Genomic DNA, 21,386 nt, shown 5'->3' with positions numbered 1-21,386 from the left:
ACGCGGCGGAAGGGCGAGCGAGGAGGTCCGGACATGACCGAAGCCGGTACGGCGGCGACCGGTTCGGGCGGAACCGCCCGCTGGGAGAACCAGTGGTACGGGCCGCAGCCGAACGTGGCCCAGGCAGCCGGATACGCCGACGCCCCGCCCCGGATGGGCTTCTTCACCGACACCTCCGTGTGCATCGGCTGCAAGGCCTGCGAGGTGGCGTGCAAGGAGTGGAACTCGGTGCCGGAGGACGGCCTCGAGCTGACCGGCATGTCGTACGACAACACCCAGGGGCTCGGCGCCGACACCTGGCGGCACGTGGCCTTCATCGAGCAGCGCAGGCCGCTGGGCGGTCAGGAGCCGGGGGTGGACCACGGTTTCGACGCGTTCGAGGCCGCCCGGCAGCTCGGCTCCCCACCCTCCCCGGGTCCGGGGGCCGCGGTCCTCCCGCCGGAGCCGTCCCCCGCGGGCGAGCCTGCCGGCTCGATCTCCCCCGTGTCGCCCGACGGGCGGACCGAACTGCGCTGGCTGATGTCCTCCGACGTGTGCAAGCACTGCACCCACGCGGCCTGCCTCGACGTGTGTCCCACCGGGGCGCTGTTCCGCACCGAGTTCGGCACCGTCGTGGTCCAGCAGGACGTGTGCAACGGCTGCGGCTACTGCGTGCCCGCCTGCCCGTACGGGGTCATCGACCAGCGCAAGGAGGACGGCCGGGTCTGGAAGTGCACCCTGTGCTACGACCGGCTCGGCGTCGGCATGGAACCGGCCTGCGCCAAGTCGTGCCCCACCGACTCCATCCAGTTCGGCCCGCTGGACGAACTGCGCGAACGGGCGGCCGCCCGGGTGGCGCGGCTCCACGCGGCCGGCGTCACCGACGCCCGGCTGTACGGCGAGAGCCCGAACGACGGGGTCGGCGGTGACGGCGCGTTCTTCCTGCTGCTCGACGAGCCCGAGGTGTACGGCCTGCCGCCCGACCCGGTGGTCACCACCCGGGATCTGCCCGCGATGTGGAAGCACGCGGCGGCCGCCGCCGTGTCGCTCACCGCGCTGGCCGTCGCCACTTTCGTCAGGAGGCCCCGATGACCGGACCGGACGCCCCTCGTGACGGCGTCGAGGGGGCGCGGCCCGGCCGGGACGCCCCGATCGGCGCCGCAGCCGGGCGCGGACGGCACCGGCGTCGCCGCGGACGCGGCGAGCAGTCGATGGTGCCCGAGGCCCAGTTCTCCTCCTACTACGGCCGGCCGGTCCTGAAGAGGCCGACCTGGAAGTCCGTCGACATCGCCGGCTACCTCTACCTCGGCGGCCTCGCCGGGGCATCGTCGCTGCTGGCGGCCGGGGCGCAGGCCACGGGGCGGCCCGCGCTGGCCCGGACGGCGAAGCTGGGCGCGGCGGGCGCGATCTCCGGGTCGCTGGTCGCGCTCGTGCACGACCTCGGCCGGCCCGCCCGTTTCGTCAACATGCTGCGCGTCTTCAAGCCCACCTCGCCCATGAGCATGGGTTCCTGGCTGCTGGCCGGGTACGCGCCGCTGACGGTGGCCGCGGCGGCCACCGACGTCGCGGGCCGCTACCGCGCCGTGGGCGCCGCCGCTACCGCGGGCGCCGCCGTCCTCGGCCCGGCGGTCGCCACCTACACCGCCGTACTGATCGCGGACACGGCGGTGCCCTCGTGGCACGAGGGCTACCGGGAGATGCCCTTCGTGTTCGCCGGTTCCGGCGCCAGTGCGGCCGCCGGGCTGGCGCTGGCCTGTGTGCCGGCCACGCAGGCGGGACCGGCCCGCCGCATGGCGCTGCTCGGCGCCGCGCTGGAGATGGTCGGGTTCCGGCTGATGAAGAGCCGGATGGGCCTGGCGGCCGAGCCGTTCGAGCAGGGCACGGCGAGCCGGCTGCTGCGGGCGGCGGAGTCGCTCACGGCGGGCGGCGCGGCGCTGGCGGCGGTCGCGGGGCGGCTGCGCGGCCGGGGTCCGGCCGTGGCGGCCGGGGTGGCCCTGCTGGCCGGCTCCGCCGCGCTCAGGTTCGGCGTGTTCCACGCCGGGGTGGCCTCCGCGGAGGACCCCCGGTACACCGTCGTACCGCAGAGGGAGCGACTGCGGGCCCGAGCCGGATGACTGGACGGGCCACGTGCCGGATGACTGGACGGAAGGAGACCAGGCCAATGCCCCGCCGTCGGTGGGATCGGGGATGCCGTCCCCGCCGAGCTGCGCGAGGATGTGTCGCAGGAGCACTCGCGACACCGTGCCGCGCCGGCTGAGGCGCCCGCGGCGAACGTGCGGCGGACAGGACCGCGCGGACGACCGGAGGACACCGAGCAGCAGTACCGAAAGGGCTCCATCTCATGGGTGTACGCACATGGATCGACTCCTGGCCGGTCTACCGCCAGCTCAAGGGCACCGATCCCCTGGGCCGCGGGGCCGCCGCCAAGAGCGGGCCGAGCGCGCGGCTCACCCCCCGGGTCGCCTCCGCGGACCGGGTGGTGAAGTCGATCTGCCCGTACTGCGCGGTGGGCTGCGGCCAGAACGTCTACGTCCAGGACGAGCGGGTCACGCAGATCGAGGGCGACCCGGACTCCCCCATCTCCCGCGGCCGGCTGTGTCCCAAGGGCGCGGCCAGTCTTCAGCTGACCACCGGTGGCGCGCGTGAGCACCACGTGCTGTACCGGCGCCCGTACGGCACCCGGTGGGAGCGGCTCGACCTCGACACGGCGATGGACATGATCGCCGACCGGGTGATCGAGGCCCGCCGCGCCGGCTGGGAGTGGGAGGTCGACGGCATCCGCACCCGGCGCACGATGGGCATCGCGAGCCTGGGCGGGGCGACGCTGGACAACGAGGAGAACTATCTGATCAAGAAGCTCTTCACGGCGCTGGGCGCGATCCAGATCGAGAACCAGGCGCGTATTTGACACTCCTCCACCGTTCCCGGTCTGGGAACCTCGTTCGGCCGCGGCGGCGCGACCACCTTCCAGCAGGACCTCCAGAACTCCGACTGCATCGTCATCCAGGGCTCGAACATGGCCGAGTGCCATCCGGTCGGGTTCCAGTGGGTGATGGAGGCCAAGGCCCGTGGCGCCAAGCTGGTCCACGTCGACCCGCGGTTCACCCGGACCAGCGCGCTGGCCGACGTGCACGTGCCGCTGCGCGCGGGCTCGGACATCGCCTTCCTCGGCGGGATCATCAACTACGTCCTGAGCAACGACAAGTACTTCCGCGAGTACGTCGTGGCCTACACCAACGGGCCGGTGGTGCTGCGGGAGGACTTCCAGGACGCCGAGGACCTCGACGGCGTGTTCTCCGGCCTCGACCCCGACGGCCGCAGGTACGACAACACCAGCTGGCAGTACGAGGGCATGGAGATGCAGGCGGCCTCCGGCCAGCGCGACCAGGACTACGAGAGGCGCGCCGGCCGCCGCAGCCTGGTGAGCGAGTCGGCGCGCGGCGAGGCCCACGGGGCGGGCGGCCCCGACATCGGCGAGGGCCGGCCCGAACGCGACGAGACGATGACCCACCCGCGGTGCGTGTTCCAGGTGCTCAAGCGGCACTACGCCCGCTACACCCCGGAGATGGTCGAGCGGATCTGCGGGGTGCCGCAGGACCTGTTCCGCGAGGTGTGCGAGCTCGTGACCGAGAACTCCGGGCGCGAGCGGACCACCGCGTTCGCCTACGCGGTGGGCTGGACCCAGCACACCGTGGGGGTGCAGTACATCCGCGCCGCCGCCGTGCTCCAGACCCTGCTCGGCAACATCGGTCGGCCGGGCGGCGGCATCATGGCGCTGCGCGGGCACGCCTCCATCCAGGGGTCGACGGACATCCCCACCCTGTTCGACCTGCTGCCCGGCTACATCCCGATGCCGCACGCGCACCACGACGACGATCTGGACTCCTTCGTCCGGGGCGAGGCGGCCACCAAGGGCTACTGGGGCAACATGCGCGCGTACCTGGTGAGCCTGCTCAAGGCGTACTGGGGTGACGCGGCGACGCCCGAGAACGACTTCTGCTTCGACTACCTGCCGCGGCTGACGGGCTCCCACTCCACCTACGAGACGGTGACGGCCCAGATGGAAGGCGTCTGCAAGGGCTACTTCCTGCTGGGCGAGAACCCCGCGGTGGGCTCCGCCAACGCGAAGATGCAGCGCCTGGGCATGGCCAACCTGGACTGGCTGGTCGTGCGCGACTTCTCGCTCATCGAGTCGGCCACCTGGTGGAAGGACGGCCCGGAGATCGAGACCGGGGAGCTGCGCACGGAGGACATCGGCACCGAGGTGTTCTTCCTGCCGGCCGCCGCGCACACCGAGAAGGGCGGCAGCTTCACCAACACGCAGCGGCTGCTGCAGTGGCACCACCAGGCCGTCGAACCGCCCGGCGAGGCCCGCAGCGACCTGTGGTTCACCTTCCACCTCGGCCGACTGGTCCGGCAGAAGCTCGCGGAGTCCACCGACCCCGTGGACCGGCCGGTCCTCGACCTGACCTGGGACTACCCCACCAGGGGCGCGCAGGCCGAGCCGGACGCGGAGAGCGTCCTCGCCGAGATCAACGGCCGCGACGCCAAGGGCGACCCGCTGGCCTCCTACGAGCAGCTCGCACCGGACGGATCCACCACGTGCGGCTGCTGGATCTACTGCGGTGTGTACGCCGACGGCGTCAACCAGGCCGCCCGCCGCAAGCCGGGCCGGGAGCAGGACTGGGTCGCCAACCAGTGGGGCTGGGCCTGGCCCGCCAACCGCCGGGTCCTGTACAACCGGGCCTCGGCCGACCCCGACGGCAGGCCGTGGAGCGAGCGCAAGGCGCTGGTGTGGTGGGACGAGGACGAGGGGCAGTGGACCGGCCACGACATCGCCGACTTCGCCAAGGACAAGGCCCCGTCCTACCAGGCGCCGCCGGACGCCACCGGCGGTCGGGCGCTGTCGGGCGGCGACCCGTTCGTGATGCAGTCCGACGGCAAGGCGTGGCTGTACGCGCCGGCCGGGCTCACCGACGGCCCGCTGCCCACCCACTACGAGCCGCAGGAGTCGCCGTTCCCGAACCTGCTGTACGGGCAGCAGCGCAATCCGGTGCGGTTCGTGACGCGGTCGCGCCCGGACAACCGCTACGGGCCCAGTGCCGGCGAGCCGGGTTCGGAGGTGTTCCCGTTCGTGGCCACCACCTATCGGCTCACCGAGCACCACACGGCGGGCGGCATGTCGCGCTGGCTGCCGTATCTGGCGGAGCTGCAACCGGAGTTCTTCTGCGAGGTGTCGCCGGAACTGGCCGCCGAGCGCGGTCTGGTGCACACCGGCTGGGCGACGATCGTCAGTGCCCGGGCCGTCATCGAGGCACGAGTGCTGGTCACCGACCGGGTGCCGCCGCTGACCGTGCACGGCCGCACCCTGCATCAGGTGGGCCTGCCCTACCACTGGGGCCCGAACGGCTACAGCACCGGCGACGCGGCCAACGAACTGCTCCACCTCTCCCTCGACCCCAACGTCCACATCCAGGAGGCCAAGGCGTTCGGCGTCGACATCCGCCCGGGCCGCCGCCCCAGGGGTCCGGCCGCCGTGGAACTGGTCCGCTCCTACCAGGCGCGGGCCGGCATCGACGAGCACACCGGAACCGAGCCCTGACGGGTGGCCTGCGCGGGGCTCACCTCAGCACGATGGAGTGGGCCCCGCGCGGGACCAGTTCGCCGATCACCGGATAACCGGGGATCTCCCCCGCGATGAGGAGGCCGCCGGAGGTCTGGGCGTCGGCCAGCAGCAGACGGGTGTCGGCGTCGGTGCCGCCGAAGTCGGTGAACGGCTCCACCCAGGCCAGGTTGCGCCGGGTGCCGCCGCTGACGTAGCCGTCGCGTACGGCCTCGCGGGCGCCGTCCAGGTAGGGCACGGCCGCCGTGTCGATCACCGCGGTCACGTCCGAGGCGCGGGCGAGTTTGTGCAGGTGGCCCAGGAGGCCGAAGCCCGTCACGTCGGTGGCGCAGGAGGCCCCGGCGGCCAGCGCGGCGGCGCAGGCGTCCCGGTTGAGGGCCACCATGGTGGCCACGGCCTGCTGGAACCGCTGGCCGGTGGCCTTGTGACGGTTGTTCAGCACGCCCAGGCCGAGCGGTTTGGTCAGGGTCAGGGGCAGTCCGGGCCGGCCGGCGTCGTTGCGCAGCAGCCGGGCGGGGTCGGCCAGGCCGGTGACGGCCATGCCGTACTTGGGTTCGGGGTCGTCGACGCTGTGCCCGCCGCCGACGTGGCAGCCGGCCTCGGCGGCGACCTCCAGCCCGCCGCGCAGCACCTCGCGGGCCAGCTCGAAGGGCAGCACGTCACGGGGCCAGGCCAGCAGGTTGACCGCCAGGACGGGGCGGCCGCCCATCGCGTAGACGTCCGACAGGGCGTTGGCCGCGGCGATGCGCCCCCAGTCGCAGGGGTCGTCGACGACGGGGGTGAAGAAGTCGGCGGTGGACACCACCGCCTGCGCGGCGCCGCCCCGATCGGGCAGCGTCACGACGGCCGCGTCGTCGCCGGTGGCCAGGCCGACCAGCAGCGGGGTGTCCCCAGCGGCCGGCAGCACCACCGGCAGTCCGCCGAGCACGTCCTCCAGCTCGCCCGGCGGGATCTTGCAGGCGCAGCCGCCGCCGTGAGCGAACTGGGTGAGCCGTACGGGGGTTTCATGGGTGGCGGTCACGCCGGGTCTCCTGGTCTCGGTGGTCTGGGGGCTCCTGGTCCCGGTGCTCGGGCCGGCGCGCCGGTCACCGCCGTACGGCGGTCCCGGACACGCGCCGCGCCCGCGCCGTCCCCGCCGGCCTTCCGGTAGCGTGGCGGCCGGTGGAGGCGTGTGGGTGCCTGGTGGCCCTCCCGGTCTTCAAAACCGAGGTGTCCGAGGATCTCGGGCAGGCGGGTTCGATTCCCGTCCGCCTCCGTCTTCTACCTGCACGAACAAAATGCCCGGCCAATCGCGGGCCTAACGCGTCTGCTTGCACTCCCCCACCCTTCGCTGCTGGCGAGCACCGGAAGCGGGAACGCAAGGACGCGCCCACCTCCGCCAGCCGCACGACGCGCACTCGTGGGAGCCGCAGCCCGGCATGGACCCCGTCCACTGCGAGGGCTGCGGCGAACCGACCGGCGAGACGGGCCACCCCGAGTCGGCGCCCGACGAGCCCGCCCCGCCCGCCTAACGTGAGTTGCCGCTGCCCGGCTCCTCCTCGCCGTCGTCCGGCTCCGCTGATGCCGGACGCGGCCCCTCCTCGAACGACTTCCGCCGCGGCGGCCTCTCCCCCTTCACCACCCCAGCAGCAGCCCGAGCCAACTGCGCTCGCAGCTGATCGAACGCTGCCGGCCCTGACAGCTCCCGCAATCTGCGACTCCTGCTCATACCGGCCTAACGCCCTGACGCGCCGCGCGTAACCGCCATGCACCCGAACGGAGCACCGCATGAACCAATCACGGCATCAGGCCGGCCGCCCGCTTGGCGGGGGCCAACCGAGTGCAAGTGGACGAGTCCAAGCGTCATCCAGCGACACCGAAAGACATCTATTTGTTCTCCATACCCGGACGGCAGCGTCTGTGCTGGTTGTCCACTCGTTCCGTGTGTCCTTGGGCGTCGAGGAACTCCAGGAGGGGCACGGCGACTCTGCGGGTGGTGTCGAGGGCCTTGCGGGCCTCGCTGAGCGTGAAGGGCTGCGGCAGGCGGCGGAGCACCGCGGCGGCCTCGGCGTCGGCTCCCGGCAGCAGCACGATCCCGTCGCCGACCCTCAGCAGCGCGCCGGCGGAGACCGCCGCGGCCACGGCCTTGCGGTCGAGTCCCAGTGCGGTGAGGCGATCGGCCTCAGGGGCACGGAACGGTGCCGTCTCCAGGTCGCGCCGCACCGAGTCGACGGCCGCCCGGACCGGGGGCGGCAGGGTGGGACCGGCGCTGTCGGGCCGGTACAGGCGGCCTTCGCGTCGCAGCAGGCGGGGCTCGCCCGGTGCCGCGGCGAGGGCGTCCACGAGCGACCGGTCGGGCAGGTCCAGCAGGTGCCGGGCCGCCTCGGTCGGCAGCCCCGGCTCCATGGGGTGCAGGCGTGCGTGCTCCGCGACCTCGGCTGCCAGCCGCTCGCGCAGCCGGGCCCAGTGGGCCCCGTCCGCCAGCCAGTCCCCGGTGACCGGCCCCGTGGGCGGAGGGATGCCCATGGCCAGCAGCCGGGAGCGGCGGACGAGTCCGCGTCGCCGCAGCTCCGCCGCTGCGTCGGGGCGGTCCGTCATCGCATCCAGTACGGCGGCCCTGGCCCGTCCGGCGCCCCGCCGGGTCAGGTCCGGCGGGCACACGTCGAGCACGGTCACACCGCAGGGTCGCCGCCCGCCGCCGGGTTCGCGCAGGACGGCCCGGTCCCCGACGCGCAGGGGCAGTGCGGGGCGCAGGGTCAGCCGGGCGGTGTCCTCGCCGAGGGGGCGGACGGTCACCGCGACGGCCGCCGTGCCGATGTGCAAGGCGACGCTCCGGGGCAGCTCGCCGACCGGCTCGCCGGTGACGCGGACGTCGATCCGGTCGGTGAACAGCCAGCGGTCCGGCGCCAGCAGCACCTTCCCCCGCCGCAGTCGCCCGGCGAGGGGGCCGTGCACGTTGACCGCGACCCGCGCCACCCCGCTGACGTCACTCCGGTCCTGTTGCAGGCACTGGAGCCCGCGCACCCTCAGCGCGTGCGCGCCGGCCCCGCTCACCAGCCGGTCGCCGACGCGCAGGGTGCCCGCGCCGAGCGTGCCGGTCACGACGGTGCCGTGGCCGCGCACGGTGAAGGCGCGGTCCAGCCACAGCCGTACGTCCGCGTCGGCGGAAGGCACGGGCAGCGCGCGGGCCATCCGGGCCAGTTCGGCGCGCAGTTCGTCCAGTCCGGCGCCGGTCACCGCGCTCACCGCGACGGACGGCACGGTCCCGAGCGAGGTCCGGGCCAGCCGCTTGACGGCCTCGGCGCGCACCGGCTCGGGGTCGGCCAGGTCGCTGCGGGTCACGGCGAGCACCGCGTGCCGTACACCGAGCGCGTCGAGGATCGCGAGGTGTTCCTCGGACTGAGGCTGCCAGCCCTGGTCGGCGGCGACCACGAACAGCACGGCGGGCACCGGGCCGACTCCGGCCAGCATGGTGGCCACGAACCGCTCGTGGCCGGGTACGTCGACGAAGGCGAGGCGTTCGCCCTCGGCGTCCGGCGGCGTCCACACGAAGCCGAGGTCGAGGGTGAGTCCGCGGCGCCGCTCCTCCTCGTAGCGGTCGGGTTCCATCCCGGTCAGGGCCCGTACCAGGGCGGACTTGCCGTGGTCGACGTGCCCCGCGGTGGCCAGCACTCGCATGGCCCCTACCTCTCCGCCGCCGACCGCACCGCCTCGGCGAGGCGTACGTCGTCCCGCGGCGGCACCGCGCGCAGGTCCAGCAGGCACCGCCCGGCCTCCAGGCGCCCCACCACAGGTACCTCCCCGGTGCGCAGGACGGCGGCGTACGGCTCCGGCAGGGACAGCGCGGCGCTCGGCAGCGTCACGCCCGGTGCCCCGCCGCCGCCGACGGTGGCGGTCCCGGCGACGGCCCGGACGTCCTCGACCCCGGCGGCGGCCAGTTCGGTGGCGAGGTGTTCGGCCCGCCGCATGAGCCCTGCGGCGTCGGCGGTCAGGAATGCGGCCGTCGGGGTCCGGGGGCCCGTCAGGGTCGCCTCCAGCGCGGCCAGGGTGAGCTTGTCCACCCGCAGGGCGCGGGCCAGGGGGTGCCGGGTGAGGGTGCGCAGGAGTTCCGCGTCGCCGAGGAGCAGCCCGCACTGGGGGCCGCCGAGCAGTTTGTCGCCGCTCGCCGTGACCAGGGCCGCGCCGGACGCCAACTGGGTCTCGGCGTCGGGCTCGTCGGGCAGCAACGGGTGGGGGGCGAGCAGTCCGGAGCCGATGTCGGCCACCACCGGCACGCCCAGCGCCGACAGATCGCGGACTCCGGCAGCCCGAGTGAACCCCGTGATGCGGAAGTTGGAGGGGTGGACCTTCAGGACGAACGCCGTGTCGGGGCCGATCGCGTCGGCGTAGTCCTGGACGGTCGTACGGTTCGTGGTGCCGACCTCGCGGAGCCGGGCCCCGGTGGAGACCAGCAGGTCCGGCAGCCGGAAGCCGTCCCCGATCTCCACCATCTCGCCGCGGCTGATGACGATTTCCCTGCCCGCGGCGAGCGCGGTGGCGGTGAGGACGAGCGCGGCGGCGCCGTTGTTGACGACGTGGGCCGCGGCGGCGGACGGCACCCGGCCGCGCAGCGCGTCCAGGGCCGTACGGCCCCGGCGGGCGCGGACGCCGGTGCCCAGATCGAGTTCGACGTCCGTGGGCCCGGCGGCGTCCTGCACCGCCTGCCGGGCCGCCGCGGACAGGGAGGCGCGGCCGAGGTTGGTGTGCAGCAGGACCCCGGTCGCGTTGATCACCGGACGCAGCCCGCCGACCGCCCGCGGCAGCAGCGCCACGGCGGTGTCCGCCACCTGCTCGGGAGCGATGTCGCCCTGGCGTGCCCGCTCCTGGGCCTGCCGGACCGCGTCCTTCACCGGGCCCGGTCCGAGCCGCGCCGCCGCGTCCACCAAGCGCGCGTCGCGCAGGACGACGTCGGTGCGGGGGATCCGCCGGCGGGCATCGCTCACCGCACGGTCATGACCGGCCGGACCGTGACGGGTCGGGCCGGAACTACGGGCGTCCGCATCGGGCTCCTGGCCCGCTCGCCGCCCCGTGACCTGCTGCTCCACCTGGCCTCTCCGTCCACAGACCGACCTCGCGGGGGTGTCAACGCCCGCCCATGGTCTCCCAGTGCCCGCGGCCGTCCGCACGACACGCCGTACGACAGGTCGGGCTTCCGCGCACCCGCTGCGCGGCCGCACCCCCGGCAGCCGGTGGGGTACCCGGCCGGGACCGGACGACGCGCCCCGGCCTGTCTTCGCGTCACCGCCGTCCGTCCACGCGGCCTCTCGGGATGCCGACTCGCGAACCGGCGTCCAGCGGCTGCCACTGGAAGCCGCTACAGGGCGTGATCCCCGCGCGCGGGGCGAGCCGCCGACGGTGGGCGGTGGGCGGTGGGCGGTGGGCGGTGGGCGGTGGGCGGTGGGCGGTGGGCGACGGTACGTCAATCCCGCGGGAAGACAGCCGGGAAGACAGCCGTGGGGCGCGGCCCGGTCGGGCGGTCAGCCGCCGGTGTGCTCGGTGCGGAGCCGTACCTGCTCCTCCAGGCGGCGCAGGCTGCTGTCGAGGGCGTCGCAGGCGGCGCGCTCGCCCGGATCGTGGCGGTCGTCGAAGAACGACAGGTGGACGGTCACCTCGCTGGCGCCGCTGCCGATGCCCGCGACCTGGAGCCAGCCCGCGTAGCCGCCCTGCTCGCGGGTGCCCCACTCGATCCGCATCTGGTCGCGTTCGGCGCGCAACTGGGCGGCGGTGTCCCGGTCCTCGTGGTCCTCGTGCACCGTGACGGCGGGGGGCTCCTCCACGTGCACGTGCAGTTCGCCGGGCAGCCAGGCCTCGAACCGGCCGACGTCGGCGGCCTGGTCGAAGACCTGCTCGGGCTGAGCAGGCATCGTGCGTGAACGTTCGTACTCGGCCATGACGGCACCGTTCCTCCGCTCGGGGGGCGTACGACGAACGCGTGCCCCTTCTGCCACGGCCGAAAAGCGCCGGCGCCGGAAACCGCCCACAGGCGGGACGTCAGGGCGGGGCGCGCCGTAGTGCGCGCAGCACCGCCCAGGAGACGGAGACGAACGGGACGGCGACCACGGCGCCGATCACGCCCGCGACGATGCCGCCCGCGATGACGGAGACGGCGACGACGAGCGGGTGCAGGCGCACCGCCCAGCTCATCACCACGGGGTGCAGCACATGTCCTTCGAGCTGGCCGATGACGACGATGAGGACGAGCACGGCCACCGCGGTGAGCGGGCCGCGCCCCGCGAGGGCGACCACCGTGGCCACGCCGAGCGCGACCGGTGAGCCGATCAGCGGCACGAACGAGGCGAAGAACTCCAGCAGCGTCAGCGGCAGCGCGAGCGGTACGCGCAGCACCAGCAGGACGACACCGACGAGTACGGCGTTGGTGGCCGCCACGATGATGATGCCGCGCGTGTATCCGGCGAACGTCCGCCAGGCGGCCTGCCCGGCCCGGTCCCACGCCGGCCGGGCCTCACTGGGCAGCAGCTGGTCGCGCGCCCACCGCCAGAGGTTCTCGCCGGAGTGGATGAAGAAGACGGAGGAGAAGACCGCGAGGGCGCCCCCGGTGACCAGTTCGACGAGTCTGCCGAAGCCGCTGAGCGCGCTGCTGAGAAGCCCGGCGCGGTGGGCGGACAGGTAGGCCAGGACCTGCTTCTGCAGGTCGGCCAGTTTGCCCTGGCTGAGCCGGAACGGCGGGCGCTGGAGCCACTGCTCGATCCTGTGGATGCCGCCCCCGAACTCGCCCGCGAGCTTCGCCGACTCCCCCGCCACCGCGTTGCCCACGAACGCCAGCAGGGCGAGCAGGAGCAGCAGGCTGCCGACCAGGGCGACGGCCACGCACAGTGCTCGGGGCAGAAAGCGGTTCAGCAGGTCGGTCAGGGGACGCAGGATCGAGGTGATGACCAGGCCCAGGAACAGGGCCACGGCGATGAGCTGGAAGCGGCCGAGAACGGTGAAGACGCCGTAGAGGACGATGCCGAGGAGGATGAGGCGCCAGGCGTAGGCGGCGGCGACCCGCAGCCACGGCACGGTGCTCTCGGCCTTCGGGACCAAGGGAGCGGTGCGGGCGCGCGGCGGGAGGCGTACGGGGGGCGCCGGGCGGCTGCCGGGCACCCGGCCCGCTGCCCGGCGCCCGCGGCGCGGCCCGCCCGCCGGAGCGCCCGCACCAGCCACCGCGCCTCCCCTTCCGGACCGGCCGTCCCGTCCGGGCCGTCACACCCGGACCGCCGGACTGCGCCGCCTTCGACACCGCCTGCCGAGCGCTGGTGAGCACCCTTGAGGCGTCTCGAGCCCTCTTGGGCCCTCTTGAGCACCGTAAGGGCTGGTCGGGCGGGGCCATGGGTGCAGTTCGCCCGGGTGGGCGGTCATCGGGGGCATCAGAGGGAACGGGTGCCCGACCGGCGCACGGCGCGGTGCGGGTGGGCCGGGGCGGTCCGGCCCGTCACGGCGGCGTCTCCGCCAGTAGTTCGGGGCCGTTGTTGCGGACGTTGTTGACGGCCGGGGAGACGGGCCGCGCGCCGAGCCTGCCGTCCGCCGGGGGGCTCAGCAGCACCCGCAGCTCGCCGGGGTCCTGATGGCGGGGGTCGAGCCAGGCGTCGTAATGCTCCGGGGTGAGGGCCAGCGGCATCCGGGGGTGGACGCGGCCGGCCTCGTCGGTGGCCTCGGTGGTGATGATGGTGCACGTGGTCAGCCAGGCGGCGGGGTCGTCGTCGCGCGCCACGTGCGGGTCGCGCCAGTACGCGTACAGGCCGGCCAGCGCCATCAGCGCGCCGTCCTCGGGGCTGATGTAGTACGGCTGCTTGCGGGTCCTGCCGGTGTCGGCGGACTTGATCTGCTGCCATTCGTAGAAGCCGTCGGCGGGCAGCAGGCAGCGGTGCCGGACGAAGGCGCGGCGGAAGGCCGGCTTCTCGTGCACGGTCTCCACCCGGGCGTTGATCATCCGGGCGCCGGCCTTCACGTCCTTCGCCCAGGACGGGACCAGTCCCCAGCGCAGCGGCCGCAGCTCCCTGCGCACGGCGGCCGCGGTGCGGTCCTCGCGCGGGGCGCGTTCGAGAACTGCCCACACCTCATCGGTCGGGGCGACGTTCCAGCTCGGCGCCAGCGCCTCCGCCGGGCGCCACTCGGTGACCCGGAAGTGCCGGACCAGGTCCTCCGGACCGCGGGTGGAGACGTAGCGACCGCACATGGGGCCAGGGTGCCACGGCGGTACGGCCGCGGTCGGGAGCGCCTCACGGGGCGGGGAGGCGGCGGGCGGGGCTCCCTCCTGACGGGGGCTAATGGGGCTGATGGGGGCTGGTGGGGCTCACGCCTCCCGTGCCGGCAGGGTCACCTCGAAGCGGCAGCCGCCCGGGATGTTGCGTACGGCGGCCCGGCCCTGGTGGGCCTCGACGATGCCGCGGACGATGGCCAGGCCCAGGCCGGCTCCCCCCGGGGGTGTGCGGGCGTTGGTGCCGCGCCAGCCGGTGTCGAAGACGCGCGGGAGGTCCTCCTCGGGGATGCCGCCGCAGCCGTCCGTGACCGACAGGACGACCCCGCCCGGGGACCGTGCGGCGGCGACCGCGACCGTGCCGTCGGCGGGGGTGCGGCGGATCGCGTTCACCAGCAGGTTGCCCAGCACGCGGCTCATCTCCTTGCCGTCCACCTCGACCGGCACCGGATCGACGTGGTCGGCCACGAGGTGGACGCCGAGTTCCTTCGCCAGCGGATCCGCCCCGGCGAGGGCGTCGCCGACCAGGTCGTACACGGAGATCCGGGAGCGGGTGAGGGCCAGGGAGCCGGCGTGGATGCGGGACAGCTCGAACAGGTCGCCCACCATGTCGTTGAGGCGCTCCACCTCGGTGCGGATCTGCCGGAGGTAGCGGTCCGGATCGGCGGCCACCCCGTCCTCCAGCGCCTCGGACATGGCGCGCAGTCCGGCGAGCGGGGTGCGCAGGTCGTGGGAGATCCAGGCGACGAGTTCCCGGCGGGAGGTCTCCAGGGCGCGCTCGCGCTCCCTGGACTCGGCGAGCCGGGCGCTGGTGGTCGCCAACTCGCGGCTCAGCGACTCAAGTTCGGCGGTCGCCGGACCGTGGGGCGCGGCGAAGCCGCCGCCGTCGCCGAGGGAGCGGGCCGCGCGGGCGAGCTCGCGGCTGCGGGCGACGACCCAGCGGCCCAGGAGCAGCGCGGTGGCCAGGGACACCACCGCCGCCATCGCCACGACGGTGGTGACGACGGACAGGTCGTGCGCGGACAGGAACATCGCCTGGGCCACGGCCAGGGTGCCGGTCAGCATCGCACCCACCGCCACGGCGGCGACCACGGCGAGCGAGGCCGTCAGCGAGCGCCGCCGGATGAGCCGCAGCGCGCCCGCGCCGACCAGACCCGCCACGGCGGCGCCGAGGAAGGCGTACAGGGCGATGTACAGGGTGTCGCGCACCGTCAGCTCCCCTCGTGTCCGGTGGGGTCGAACCGGTAGCCGACGCCCCACACGGTCTGGATGAGGCGGGGCCGGGCCGGGTCGTCCTCGACCTTGCCGCGCAGCCGCCGGACATGGACGGTGACCGTGGAGAGGTCGCCGAAGTCCCACCCCCACACCTCGCGCATCAGGTCCTCGCGGCTGAACACCCGGCCGGGGTGGCGCAGGAAGAAGGAGAGCAGGTCGAACTCGCGGAGGGTGAGCGCGAGTTCGGCGCCGTCCTTGGTGGCGCGGCGGCCGGGCGGGTCCACGGCGAGTCCGGCCGCGGCGAGCGGCCGCGGCGCGGTGGCGGGCCGGGTGCGGCGCAGCACCGACTCCACCCGCAGGACGAGCTCGCGGGGGCTGAACGGCTTGGTGACGTAGTCGTCGGCGCCGACCTCCAGACCCAGGATGCGGTCGTCCTCGTCGCCGCGGGCGGTGAGCATGATGACCGGCACCGGGCCGCGCCCGCGCATCCGGCGGCACACCTCGAGGCCGTCCATGCCCGGCAGCATCAGGTCGAGCACGACCAGGTCCGGCCAGTGGGCGGCCGCCCGGGCGAGCGCGGTCGGCCCGTCCCCGGCGCGGTCGACGACATGGCCCTCGCGGCCCAGGTAGCCGGAGACGATCTCGGCGACCGTGGCATCGTCCTCGACGACCAGCACCCGCGCCGCCCCGGCCGGCCGCCGCTCGCCGGACCCGGCACCCGTGGGCTCGTACGACTCCTGCATGCCCCCAGCCTGACACCATCCCCACACCCACGCCGCCCTCGAGCCCTCCCCGCCCTCGGACGTCCGCATTCCGTAAGGAACGCGGGCCGGACGAGCGTGAGGCACCTCAGGGGAAGGTCACGAATACGTATCGGACATTCCACGCTTCAATCTTCACACCAGGCACACATGTTCGCTAAGTTGACGACCAGGCCGCACGATTGCCTCCGGCGAGTCGCGTCGGATCGTGCGACCTCCGCCGAGTCCGGTACGCCCCCACAGCGGCCGGAGCCGGGGAACCGACCAACCTCGGGATGAAGCGGCTCAACTGTCCCTCCGGACAAGGGCCGTAGGGCACGCCTTCCACAGAACGTCCGCCCGATGCCGAGAGCAGAACCGGTAGGCGGCCCATGGGAGGAGTGCGCCTTTCTTGACGCGGGAACGACCGAGCGACGACAGGCCCAGCCGCGCCGAGGTCCAGCAGCGGATCAGCAGCCTCTACGACCAGGCGGAGAACGCCACGGGGAATTTCAACGCCACCCGCGCGATGAGCAAGAGCGCACGTACGCGGCGCGGTTCGGCTGCCTGGAGCGGTTCCGGGGGATCGGATCCGGCGCTCGACCGGGTGGCCAGGAAGTGGTTCGACGTGGGGCGCGCCCAGTTGGGTCCGACCATGCCCGCGGTCCTGCCGCCGGACCGTATGCCCAATCCGGCCAACTCCTCTGACACCGCGTCGAGTAGGCGTCCGACGGATGTCCGCGAGGGACTGGGCCTCGAGGCGGGCAGGGCGCCTCGGCCGGAGCTGACCGCCGGCCCCGCGGGCCCGGTACCCGAACTGCCGGCGGCGGTACGGGACACCACGCCCCCACCGGAGTTGCCCGCCGCACCCACCGCGGCCGCGGCCGTCTCCTCCGTGGCGGAACTGACCGCCCGCTCCATGGAACCGCCGGCCACCGGGACGGCGGGACCGGTGCCCACCGGCACCATGGAAGTACTCCCCAACAGGACGATGCAGCCGCCCACGGACACCATGGGAGTCCTCCCCGCCGACGTCATGCAGGCGCCACCAACCGGCAGCATGGAAGTACTGCCCAGCAGGACCATGCAGCCGCCGCCCACCGGCACCATGGGAGTCCTCCCCGCCGACACCATGCAGGCACCGCCCACCGGCACCATGGGAGCACTGCCCAGCAGGACCATGCAGCCCCCGCCCACCGGCACCATGGACTCGCTGCCGAACGGGACCACAGGGGTCCTCCCGACGGGAACCATGGAAGCGCCGTCCACCGGCACCATGGGAGCCCTCCCCGTCGGCATCATGCAGCCGCCCCCCACCGGCAACATGGGAGTGCTACCCACCTCGCCCACCGGCACCATGGGAGTCCTCCCCGCCGACGTCATGCAGGCACCCCCCTCCGGCACCATGGAGGCGCTATCCGCCGAAGCCTTGGAGGCGTCGGCCACCGGGGCCATGGAGGTGCTCAGCACCGGAAGCCCGAGCGCTGCGACTCCGCCCGCGGGCCCCGTCGCGGGGTTTGCGGGCATGGCCGAGGCGGGGCGGGAGGCGGTCGGCGGGGCGGGTGTCCCGGTCGCCCGCCACCGGCAGGCCGCGGTGCAGCGGCCCGCCGAGGAGCAGATGCGGAACAAGCTCGCCCGGGCCGGCGAGATGCTGTCCCGGCACGCCGCGCAGCAGAGCGCGCCACCGCCCGCCGCCGTAGGGGCGCGCCCGGCCGAGGAGCCCCGGCCCGCGCCTCAGCCGGAGGCGGCCCAGTGGCAGCAGCACGCCACGGGACTGTTCGACACGACCCCGCCGCTGGACGGCAACTCGCTCTTCGACGCCAGCCAGGCCAGCGGCCCTGGAGCGGCGGTGGAGGTGGGAGCCGCCACCAGCCCCGACCCCGCCACCGGCTCCGGCATCGGCGTCGGCGACAGCCCGGTCTCGGCCTACGAGCGGAAGGCCGCCAAGGCGCTGGCCTTCGCCCGCGCCCAGATCGGCAAGCCGTGCGTGTGGGGAGCCACCGGTCCGGGCTCCTACGACTGCTCGAGTCTCACCCAGGCCGCCTGGCGGGCCGCCGGCGTGGCCCTGCCCCGTACCACCCACGAACAAGTCGGCTCCGGCGCGGCGGTCCAGCTCGCCGAACTGGAGCCGGGGGACCTGATCTTCTTCTACGGCGAGGTCAGCCACGTGGGCCTGTACGCGGGCAACGGCACCATGGTCCACGCCCCGAGTCCGGGCGCGTCGATACGCGAGGAGTCGATCTTCTTCGCGGGTCCGCGGGCCATCCACAGCGCGATACGGCCGGCCTGAGCCGCCACGGTCGTCACGGCTGCCACGGCCGTCACGGGTGGGGAGGTCCGGGAAGCCGGAGCCTCCCCACCCGCCGTTCACGCGTCCTTGCGGCCCACCCCGGCGTACACCCAGAACTGGGACGGGTCCTCCGGGATCTCCTCGTCCCGGTCCGGGCGCCACAGCGGGACGTAGACCAGCCCCGGCTCCGCCAGGTCGAAGCCGTCGAAGAGGGACTTGATCTCGTCGTGGGAGCGTGCCGTGACCGGCGAGGTCGCCCGGTCGCGGTACAGCTGCCCGACGGCCGCGGCCGTGTCCGGGCGGTCCTCGTCCGTGGCGTGGGTCAGGGCCAGCCAGCTGTCCGCGGGCAGCGCGTCCCGGAAGGCGGCCACGATGCCGCCCGGGTCCTCCTGCGGTGTGACGAAGTGCAGGATCGTGATCATCAGGACGGCGACGGGCTCCTCGAAGTCGATGAGCTTGCGCACCTGCGGCGCGGAGAGTACCCCCGCGGGATCACGGATGTCGGCGGCCACGATCGCCGCGTCCGGGTTGTCGGCGAGCAGGGCCTCGCTGTGGGCGACCGCGACCGGGTCGTTGTCCACGTACACCACCTTGGCGCCGGGGCTGGCGGCCTGGGCGACCTCGTGCACATTGCCCTGGGTGGGGATCCCGGAGCCGAGGTCGATGAACTGGCGCACCCCGGCGTCCACGAGGAATCGCACGGCGCGGCCCAGGAAGGCGCGGTTGGCGCGGGCCAGGGTGCGCACCTGGGGATCGATCGCCGTGAAGGCGGCCACCGCCTCCCGGTCTATGGCGAAGTTGTGCTCGCCGCCCAGCATGGCGTCGTACATCCGGGCCACGCTGGCCTTGCCCGGATCCACGCCCCGCGGCAGTCCGTCTCCGTCCCGCATGACCAACTCTCCTACTATTAAATGACCTTGACGATGCATCATATAAGTTGCCAGTGGCATACGACGCGATACCGCCCGACCGGTCCGACCGGCCTGTCCGTCCCCGCGCCACCGGACCTCCGGCCCACCGGCCCCACCCGGAAGGCACACGATCCTGCGGAACACAGAACGCAGCCGGCCCGCAGATCCACCCCCCACAGGGCCGCTCCGCCGCCGTTCGTACTTCTCCCCCGCGGCCGACGCCATCGGCTCCGAGCTCGACCTGCACCTGACCGGCCGTCATGTCGTGCACGCGCTCGCCCCGGGTTTCTGCGACGCGGCCTCGGTATACCTGCTCCAGCGCTGGCTGCTGGAGGAACACTCGCGCACGGCGGCCGACCCGCCGCAGATCGAGGCGCGGCGGCTCGCCCTGCGCATAGGGTCGGACACCTCGGAGGACTGGGAGCACCTGCTGCCGGTCGGGGAGGTGCTGGTCTTCCCCCGCCACACGCCGTACGCGCGTGCGGTGGCGACCGGACAGACCCAGTTGCTCGACGGCGTCGACCGGCATACCTTCGAGAGGCTGCGCAGCACCGACCCGGACGACGCCGGGGTGGACGCCCTGCTGCGCAGCGCCTCGTTCCTCATCGTCCCGCTGCGGCTGCGCGGCGCGGCGGTCGGCTTCATCGCCTGCACACGCGGTGCGGGCAAGGACCCCTTCACCCGCGGCGAGACGGTGGCGGTGGAGTCGCTCGGCACCCGGGCCTGCGTCGCCCTCGACAACGCCCGCCGCTACGAACGCGAACGCCGCACGGCGCTGGCCATCCGCCGCAGCCTGCTCCCGGAGACCGGGCAGGCCTTCCAGAGCTGCCGGGTCGCGCACGGCTACCGGCCCGCCGGGCAGGACAACGTCATCGGCGGCGACTGGTACGACGTGCTGCCCCGAGGGGACCGGCGACTGGCCATGATCGTGGGCGATGCCATGGGCCACGGGCCGGAGTCCGCCGTGGCCATGATCCAGTTGCGCACCGCCGTCCGTACCCTCGCGGCGCTCGACATCAGCCCGGCCGAGCTCATGGACCGGCTGGACGCCGTCGCCGGCACGACGCCCGGCGCCTCCTTCGCCACCTGCATCTACGCGGAGTGGGACGCGGAACTGCACACCTGCACGTTCGTCGGCGCCGGCCATCCACCGCCCCTGATCCGCGGTCCCGGCCGGCCGGCGGCGCCGGTCGCCCTCGCCTCCGCCGGTCTCCCTCTGGGGCTGGCCACGAGCCCCTACGAGCCGACCGTGCTCCACCTGTCCGAGCCGACCCTGCTGCTGCTCTACAGCGACGGCCTGGTCGAGTCCCGCATCCATGACATCGACCAGGGCATCTCGCGTCTCGCCGACGCCCTGGACGCCGGGACCGACGACGTACCGGACGCCGCGCACCCGGACGCCCTGCCGTCGCTGTGCCGGCGGCTGCTGGCCGACTCCGGTCACGACGGCGCCGACGACGTCACGGACGACCGGACACTGCTGCTGGCCGAGCTGACCCCCGGGAAGAACTGACGGGGGGCCGGGGAGGCCTCTCGGGCCGCCGCCCTGGACTGCTTGTCGCATGAGCGGAAGCGGCCGTTCGAGCGGTGTCCTCACCTGATGTGGTGAGGGGTTGCGGCAGGAGGCGTACGCAAGCGGCGCAAGCACCGTTTGCTCCGGCATGGAGAGCACTTCTGGGGTCGTGCCGCGCTCGCCCGGCCACCTCCCCGCGGAACAGCCCTACGCGGAACCGACCGGCGGGCCGTCGAACCAGTCACCGGTCCACTCGCCACCCCGCGCCGTGGACCTGGCACCACCGCGGGCCACCGGGCGGCACGCGCCCGAACCGTCCGGAGTGCAGTGGGCGTCCTTCGCGGACGCCGGCGCGCCGCCAACGGCCGGGGCGTCCGCGGGGCGGGAGCCTGTCACGCCGTTGCTGCGGCCTTGGGGCGTCGGTTCCGAGGAGCCGCCGCCAGAAGAGGCGGCGCGGGTCGTGCCCGCGGTCCCCGCGGTGCCGGTGCCGCGCGGGCTCCCGGGCCTGTGAGTCCGGACGAGGGAGGGGCCGGGCCGTTCCCCGGGGCCCGGCCCGGACTGCCCGGGGCACCGCTTGCTCACGGCTCGGTGACGGCGGCATCACGATGGTGGGCGTGGGCGTTGCCCGGCCCCGGGGGTGTCGTTGAGCGCGGCATGGAAGCGTGGGAGGACGGCGAATGCCCCTGGTGCCGCTCGCTGCTCGGCTCCGGCCGGGCCCTCTCCGTTCCGGACGCCGGGCTCCGCGTCGATCGCCCCTGGCACTGGAGCGGCGTCGGCTGGCCGGCCTGGTGGGAACGCGCACGCCTGGTCATGCTGCCTCTGGCGGCCCTCACCGTGGCGGCCGCACTCATGCTGGCACTGTCCTGACCGGCCGGCCGCCGCGAGCGCGACCGCCGAGGG

General features: G+C 74.1%; 16 protein-coding genes, 1 tRNA gene and 1 riboswitch. Of the genes, 8 read left to right on the top strand and 9 right to left on the bottom strand.

All coding sequences use genetic code 11. From position 1 onward, the window contains the following. Positions 1–33 precede the first annotated feature (33 nt). The 3 genes from ABZ818_RS14025 (at position 34) to fdh (ending at position 5,581) form a co-directional block, all read left to right on the top strand. A complete protein-coding gene (locus ABZ818_RS14025; protein ID WP_361413795.1) occupies positions 34–1,071 on the top strand; it encodes a 4Fe-4S dicluster domain-containing protein in 1,038 nt (345 codons plus the stop codon). Then, positions 1,068–2,093, top strand: coding sequence for an NrfD/PsrC family molybdoenzyme membrane anchor subunit (gene nrfD / locus ABZ818_RS14020; RefSeq protein WP_361413792.1), 1,026 nt, complete (start codon positions 1,068–1,070; stop codon positions 2,091–2,093). Before ABZ818_RS14025 ends, nrfD begins: the two co-directional genes overlap by 4 nt. A 227-nt stretch (positions 2,094–2,320) precedes the next feature. Continuing rightward, positions 2,321–5,581, top strand: coding sequence for a formate dehydrogenase (gene fdh, locus ABZ818_RS14015; RefSeq protein ID WP_361413789.1), 3,261 nt, complete (start codon positions 2,321–2,323; stop codon positions 5,579–5,581). Positions 5,582–5,600: 19 nt separating this feature from the next. Here fdh and selD read toward each other — a convergent pair whose 3' ends face one another. Next, positions 5,601–6,623: a selenide, water dikinase SelD gene (gene selD, locus ABZ818_RS14010; protein WP_361413786.1), complete on the bottom strand. Its 1,023-nt coding sequence runs from the start codon at positions 6,621–6,623 to the stop codon at positions 5,601–5,603. Between the two features lie 142 nt (positions 6,624–6,765). On the opposite strand from selD, the gene ABZ818_RS14005 reads away from it, so the two are divergent. Further along, a tRNA-Sec gene (locus tag ABZ818_RS14005) sits at positions 6,766–6,858 on the top strand. A gap of 610 nt (positions 6,859–7,468) precedes the next feature. Here ABZ818_RS14005 and ABZ818_RS14000 read toward each other — a convergent pair. The 7 genes from ABZ818_RS14000 to ABZ818_RS13970 all read right to left on the bottom strand — a co-directional run bounded on the left by ABZ818_RS14000 (position 7,469) and on the right by ABZ818_RS13970 (position 15,775). Continuing rightward, positions 7,469–9,259 (bottom strand): SelB C-terminal domain-containing protein, encoded by a 1,791-nt coding sequence (locus ABZ818_RS14000; RefSeq protein ID WP_361413783.1) that lies wholly within the window; start codon positions 9,257–9,259, stop codon positions 7,469–7,471. 5 nt (positions 9,260–9,264) lie between these two features. Beyond that, positions 9,265–10,563: an L-seryl-tRNA(Sec) selenium transferase gene (gene selA / locus ABZ818_RS13995; RefSeq protein ID WP_361413780.1), complete on the bottom strand. Its 1,299-nt coding sequence runs from the start codon at positions 10,561–10,563 to the stop codon at positions 9,265–9,267. A gap of 534 nt (positions 10,564–11,097) precedes the next feature. Beyond that, positions 11,098–11,511: an SRPBCC family protein gene (locus ABZ818_RS13990; RefSeq protein WP_361413778.1), complete on the bottom strand. Its 414-nt coding sequence runs from the start codon at positions 11,509–11,511 to the stop codon at positions 11,098–11,100. A 100-nt stretch (positions 11,512–11,611) separates the two neighbouring features. Next, positions 11,612–12,784, bottom strand: coding sequence for an AI-2E family transporter (locus ABZ818_RS13985; protein WP_361413775.1), 1,173 nt, complete (start codon positions 12,782–12,784; stop codon positions 11,612–11,614). A gap of 268 nt (positions 12,785–13,052) precedes the next feature. Then, a complete protein-coding gene (locus ABZ818_RS13980) occupies positions 13,053–13,796 on the bottom strand; it encodes an SOS response-associated peptidase (RefSeq protein WP_361413772.1) in 744 nt (247 codons plus the stop codon). Between the two features lie 117 nt (positions 13,797–13,913). After that, positions 13,914–15,026, bottom strand: a complete 1,113-nt coding sequence (locus tag ABZ818_RS13975) for a HAMP domain-containing sensor histidine kinase (RefSeq protein ID WP_361413769.1) — start codon at positions 15,024–15,026, stop codon at positions 13,914–13,916. Positions 15,027–15,028: 2 nt separating this feature from the next. Next, a complete protein-coding gene (locus tag ABZ818_RS13970; protein WP_361413766.1) occupies positions 15,029–15,775 on the bottom strand; it encodes a response regulator transcription factor in 747 nt (248 codons plus the stop codon). Positions 15,776–16,001: 226 nt separating this feature from the next. Then, positions 16,002–16,176: riboswitch (cyclic di-AMP (ydaO/yuaA leader) on the top strand. A gap of 8 nt (positions 16,177–16,184) precedes the next feature. Between ABZ818_RS13970 and ABZ818_RS13965 the strand changes: the two genes are divergently transcribed. Then, positions 16,185–18,062, top strand: a complete 1,878-nt coding sequence (locus tag ABZ818_RS13965; RefSeq protein ID WP_361413763.1) for an NlpC/P60 family protein — start codon at positions 16,185–16,187, stop codon at positions 18,060–18,062. Between the two features lie 77 nt (positions 18,063–18,139). Here ABZ818_RS13965 and ABZ818_RS13960 read toward each other — a convergent pair whose 3' ends face one another. Next, the gene (locus ABZ818_RS13960) at positions 18,140–18,952 is read right to left on the bottom strand and encodes an SAM-dependent methyltransferase (protein ID WP_361413761.1); all 813 of its coding nucleotides are present in this window, start codon (positions 18,950–18,952) and stop codon (positions 18,140–18,142) included. Between the two features lie 286 nt (positions 18,953–19,238). Here ABZ818_RS13960 and ABZ818_RS13955 point away from each other — a divergent pair, with 286 nt between their 5' ends. The 3 genes from ABZ818_RS13955 to ABZ818_RS13945 all read left to right on the top strand — a co-directional run bounded on the left by ABZ818_RS13955 (position 19,239) and on the right by ABZ818_RS13945 (position 21,353). Beyond that, positions 19,239–20,486, top strand: coding sequence for a SpoIIE family protein phosphatase (locus ABZ818_RS13955; protein ID WP_361413758.1), 1,248 nt, complete (start codon positions 19,239–19,241; stop codon positions 20,484–20,486). Positions 20,487–20,634: 148 nt separating this feature from the next. Next, a complete protein-coding gene (locus ABZ818_RS13950) occupies positions 20,635–20,997 on the top strand; it encodes a hypothetical protein (protein WP_361413755.1) in 363 nt (120 codons plus the stop codon). Positions 20,998–21,140: 143 nt separating this feature from the next. Further along, positions 21,141–21,353 carry a hypothetical protein gene (locus ABZ818_RS13945; protein ID WP_361413753.1) on the top strand — a complete coding sequence of 71 codons (213 nt, stop codon included), beginning with the start codon at positions 21,141–21,143 and terminating at the stop codon, positions 21,351–21,353. Positions 21,354–21,386: the final 33 nt, after the last annotated feature.

It is taken from the genome of Streptomyces sp. NPDC047453, assembly GCF_040643155.1.
In the GTDB taxonomy this organism is placed as follows: Bacteria; Actinomycetota; Actinomycetes; order Streptomycetales; family Streptomycetaceae; genus Streptomyces.
Note: the sequence above shows the minus strand (reverse complement) of the source record. Positions and strands in the feature narration are given on the sequence as shown.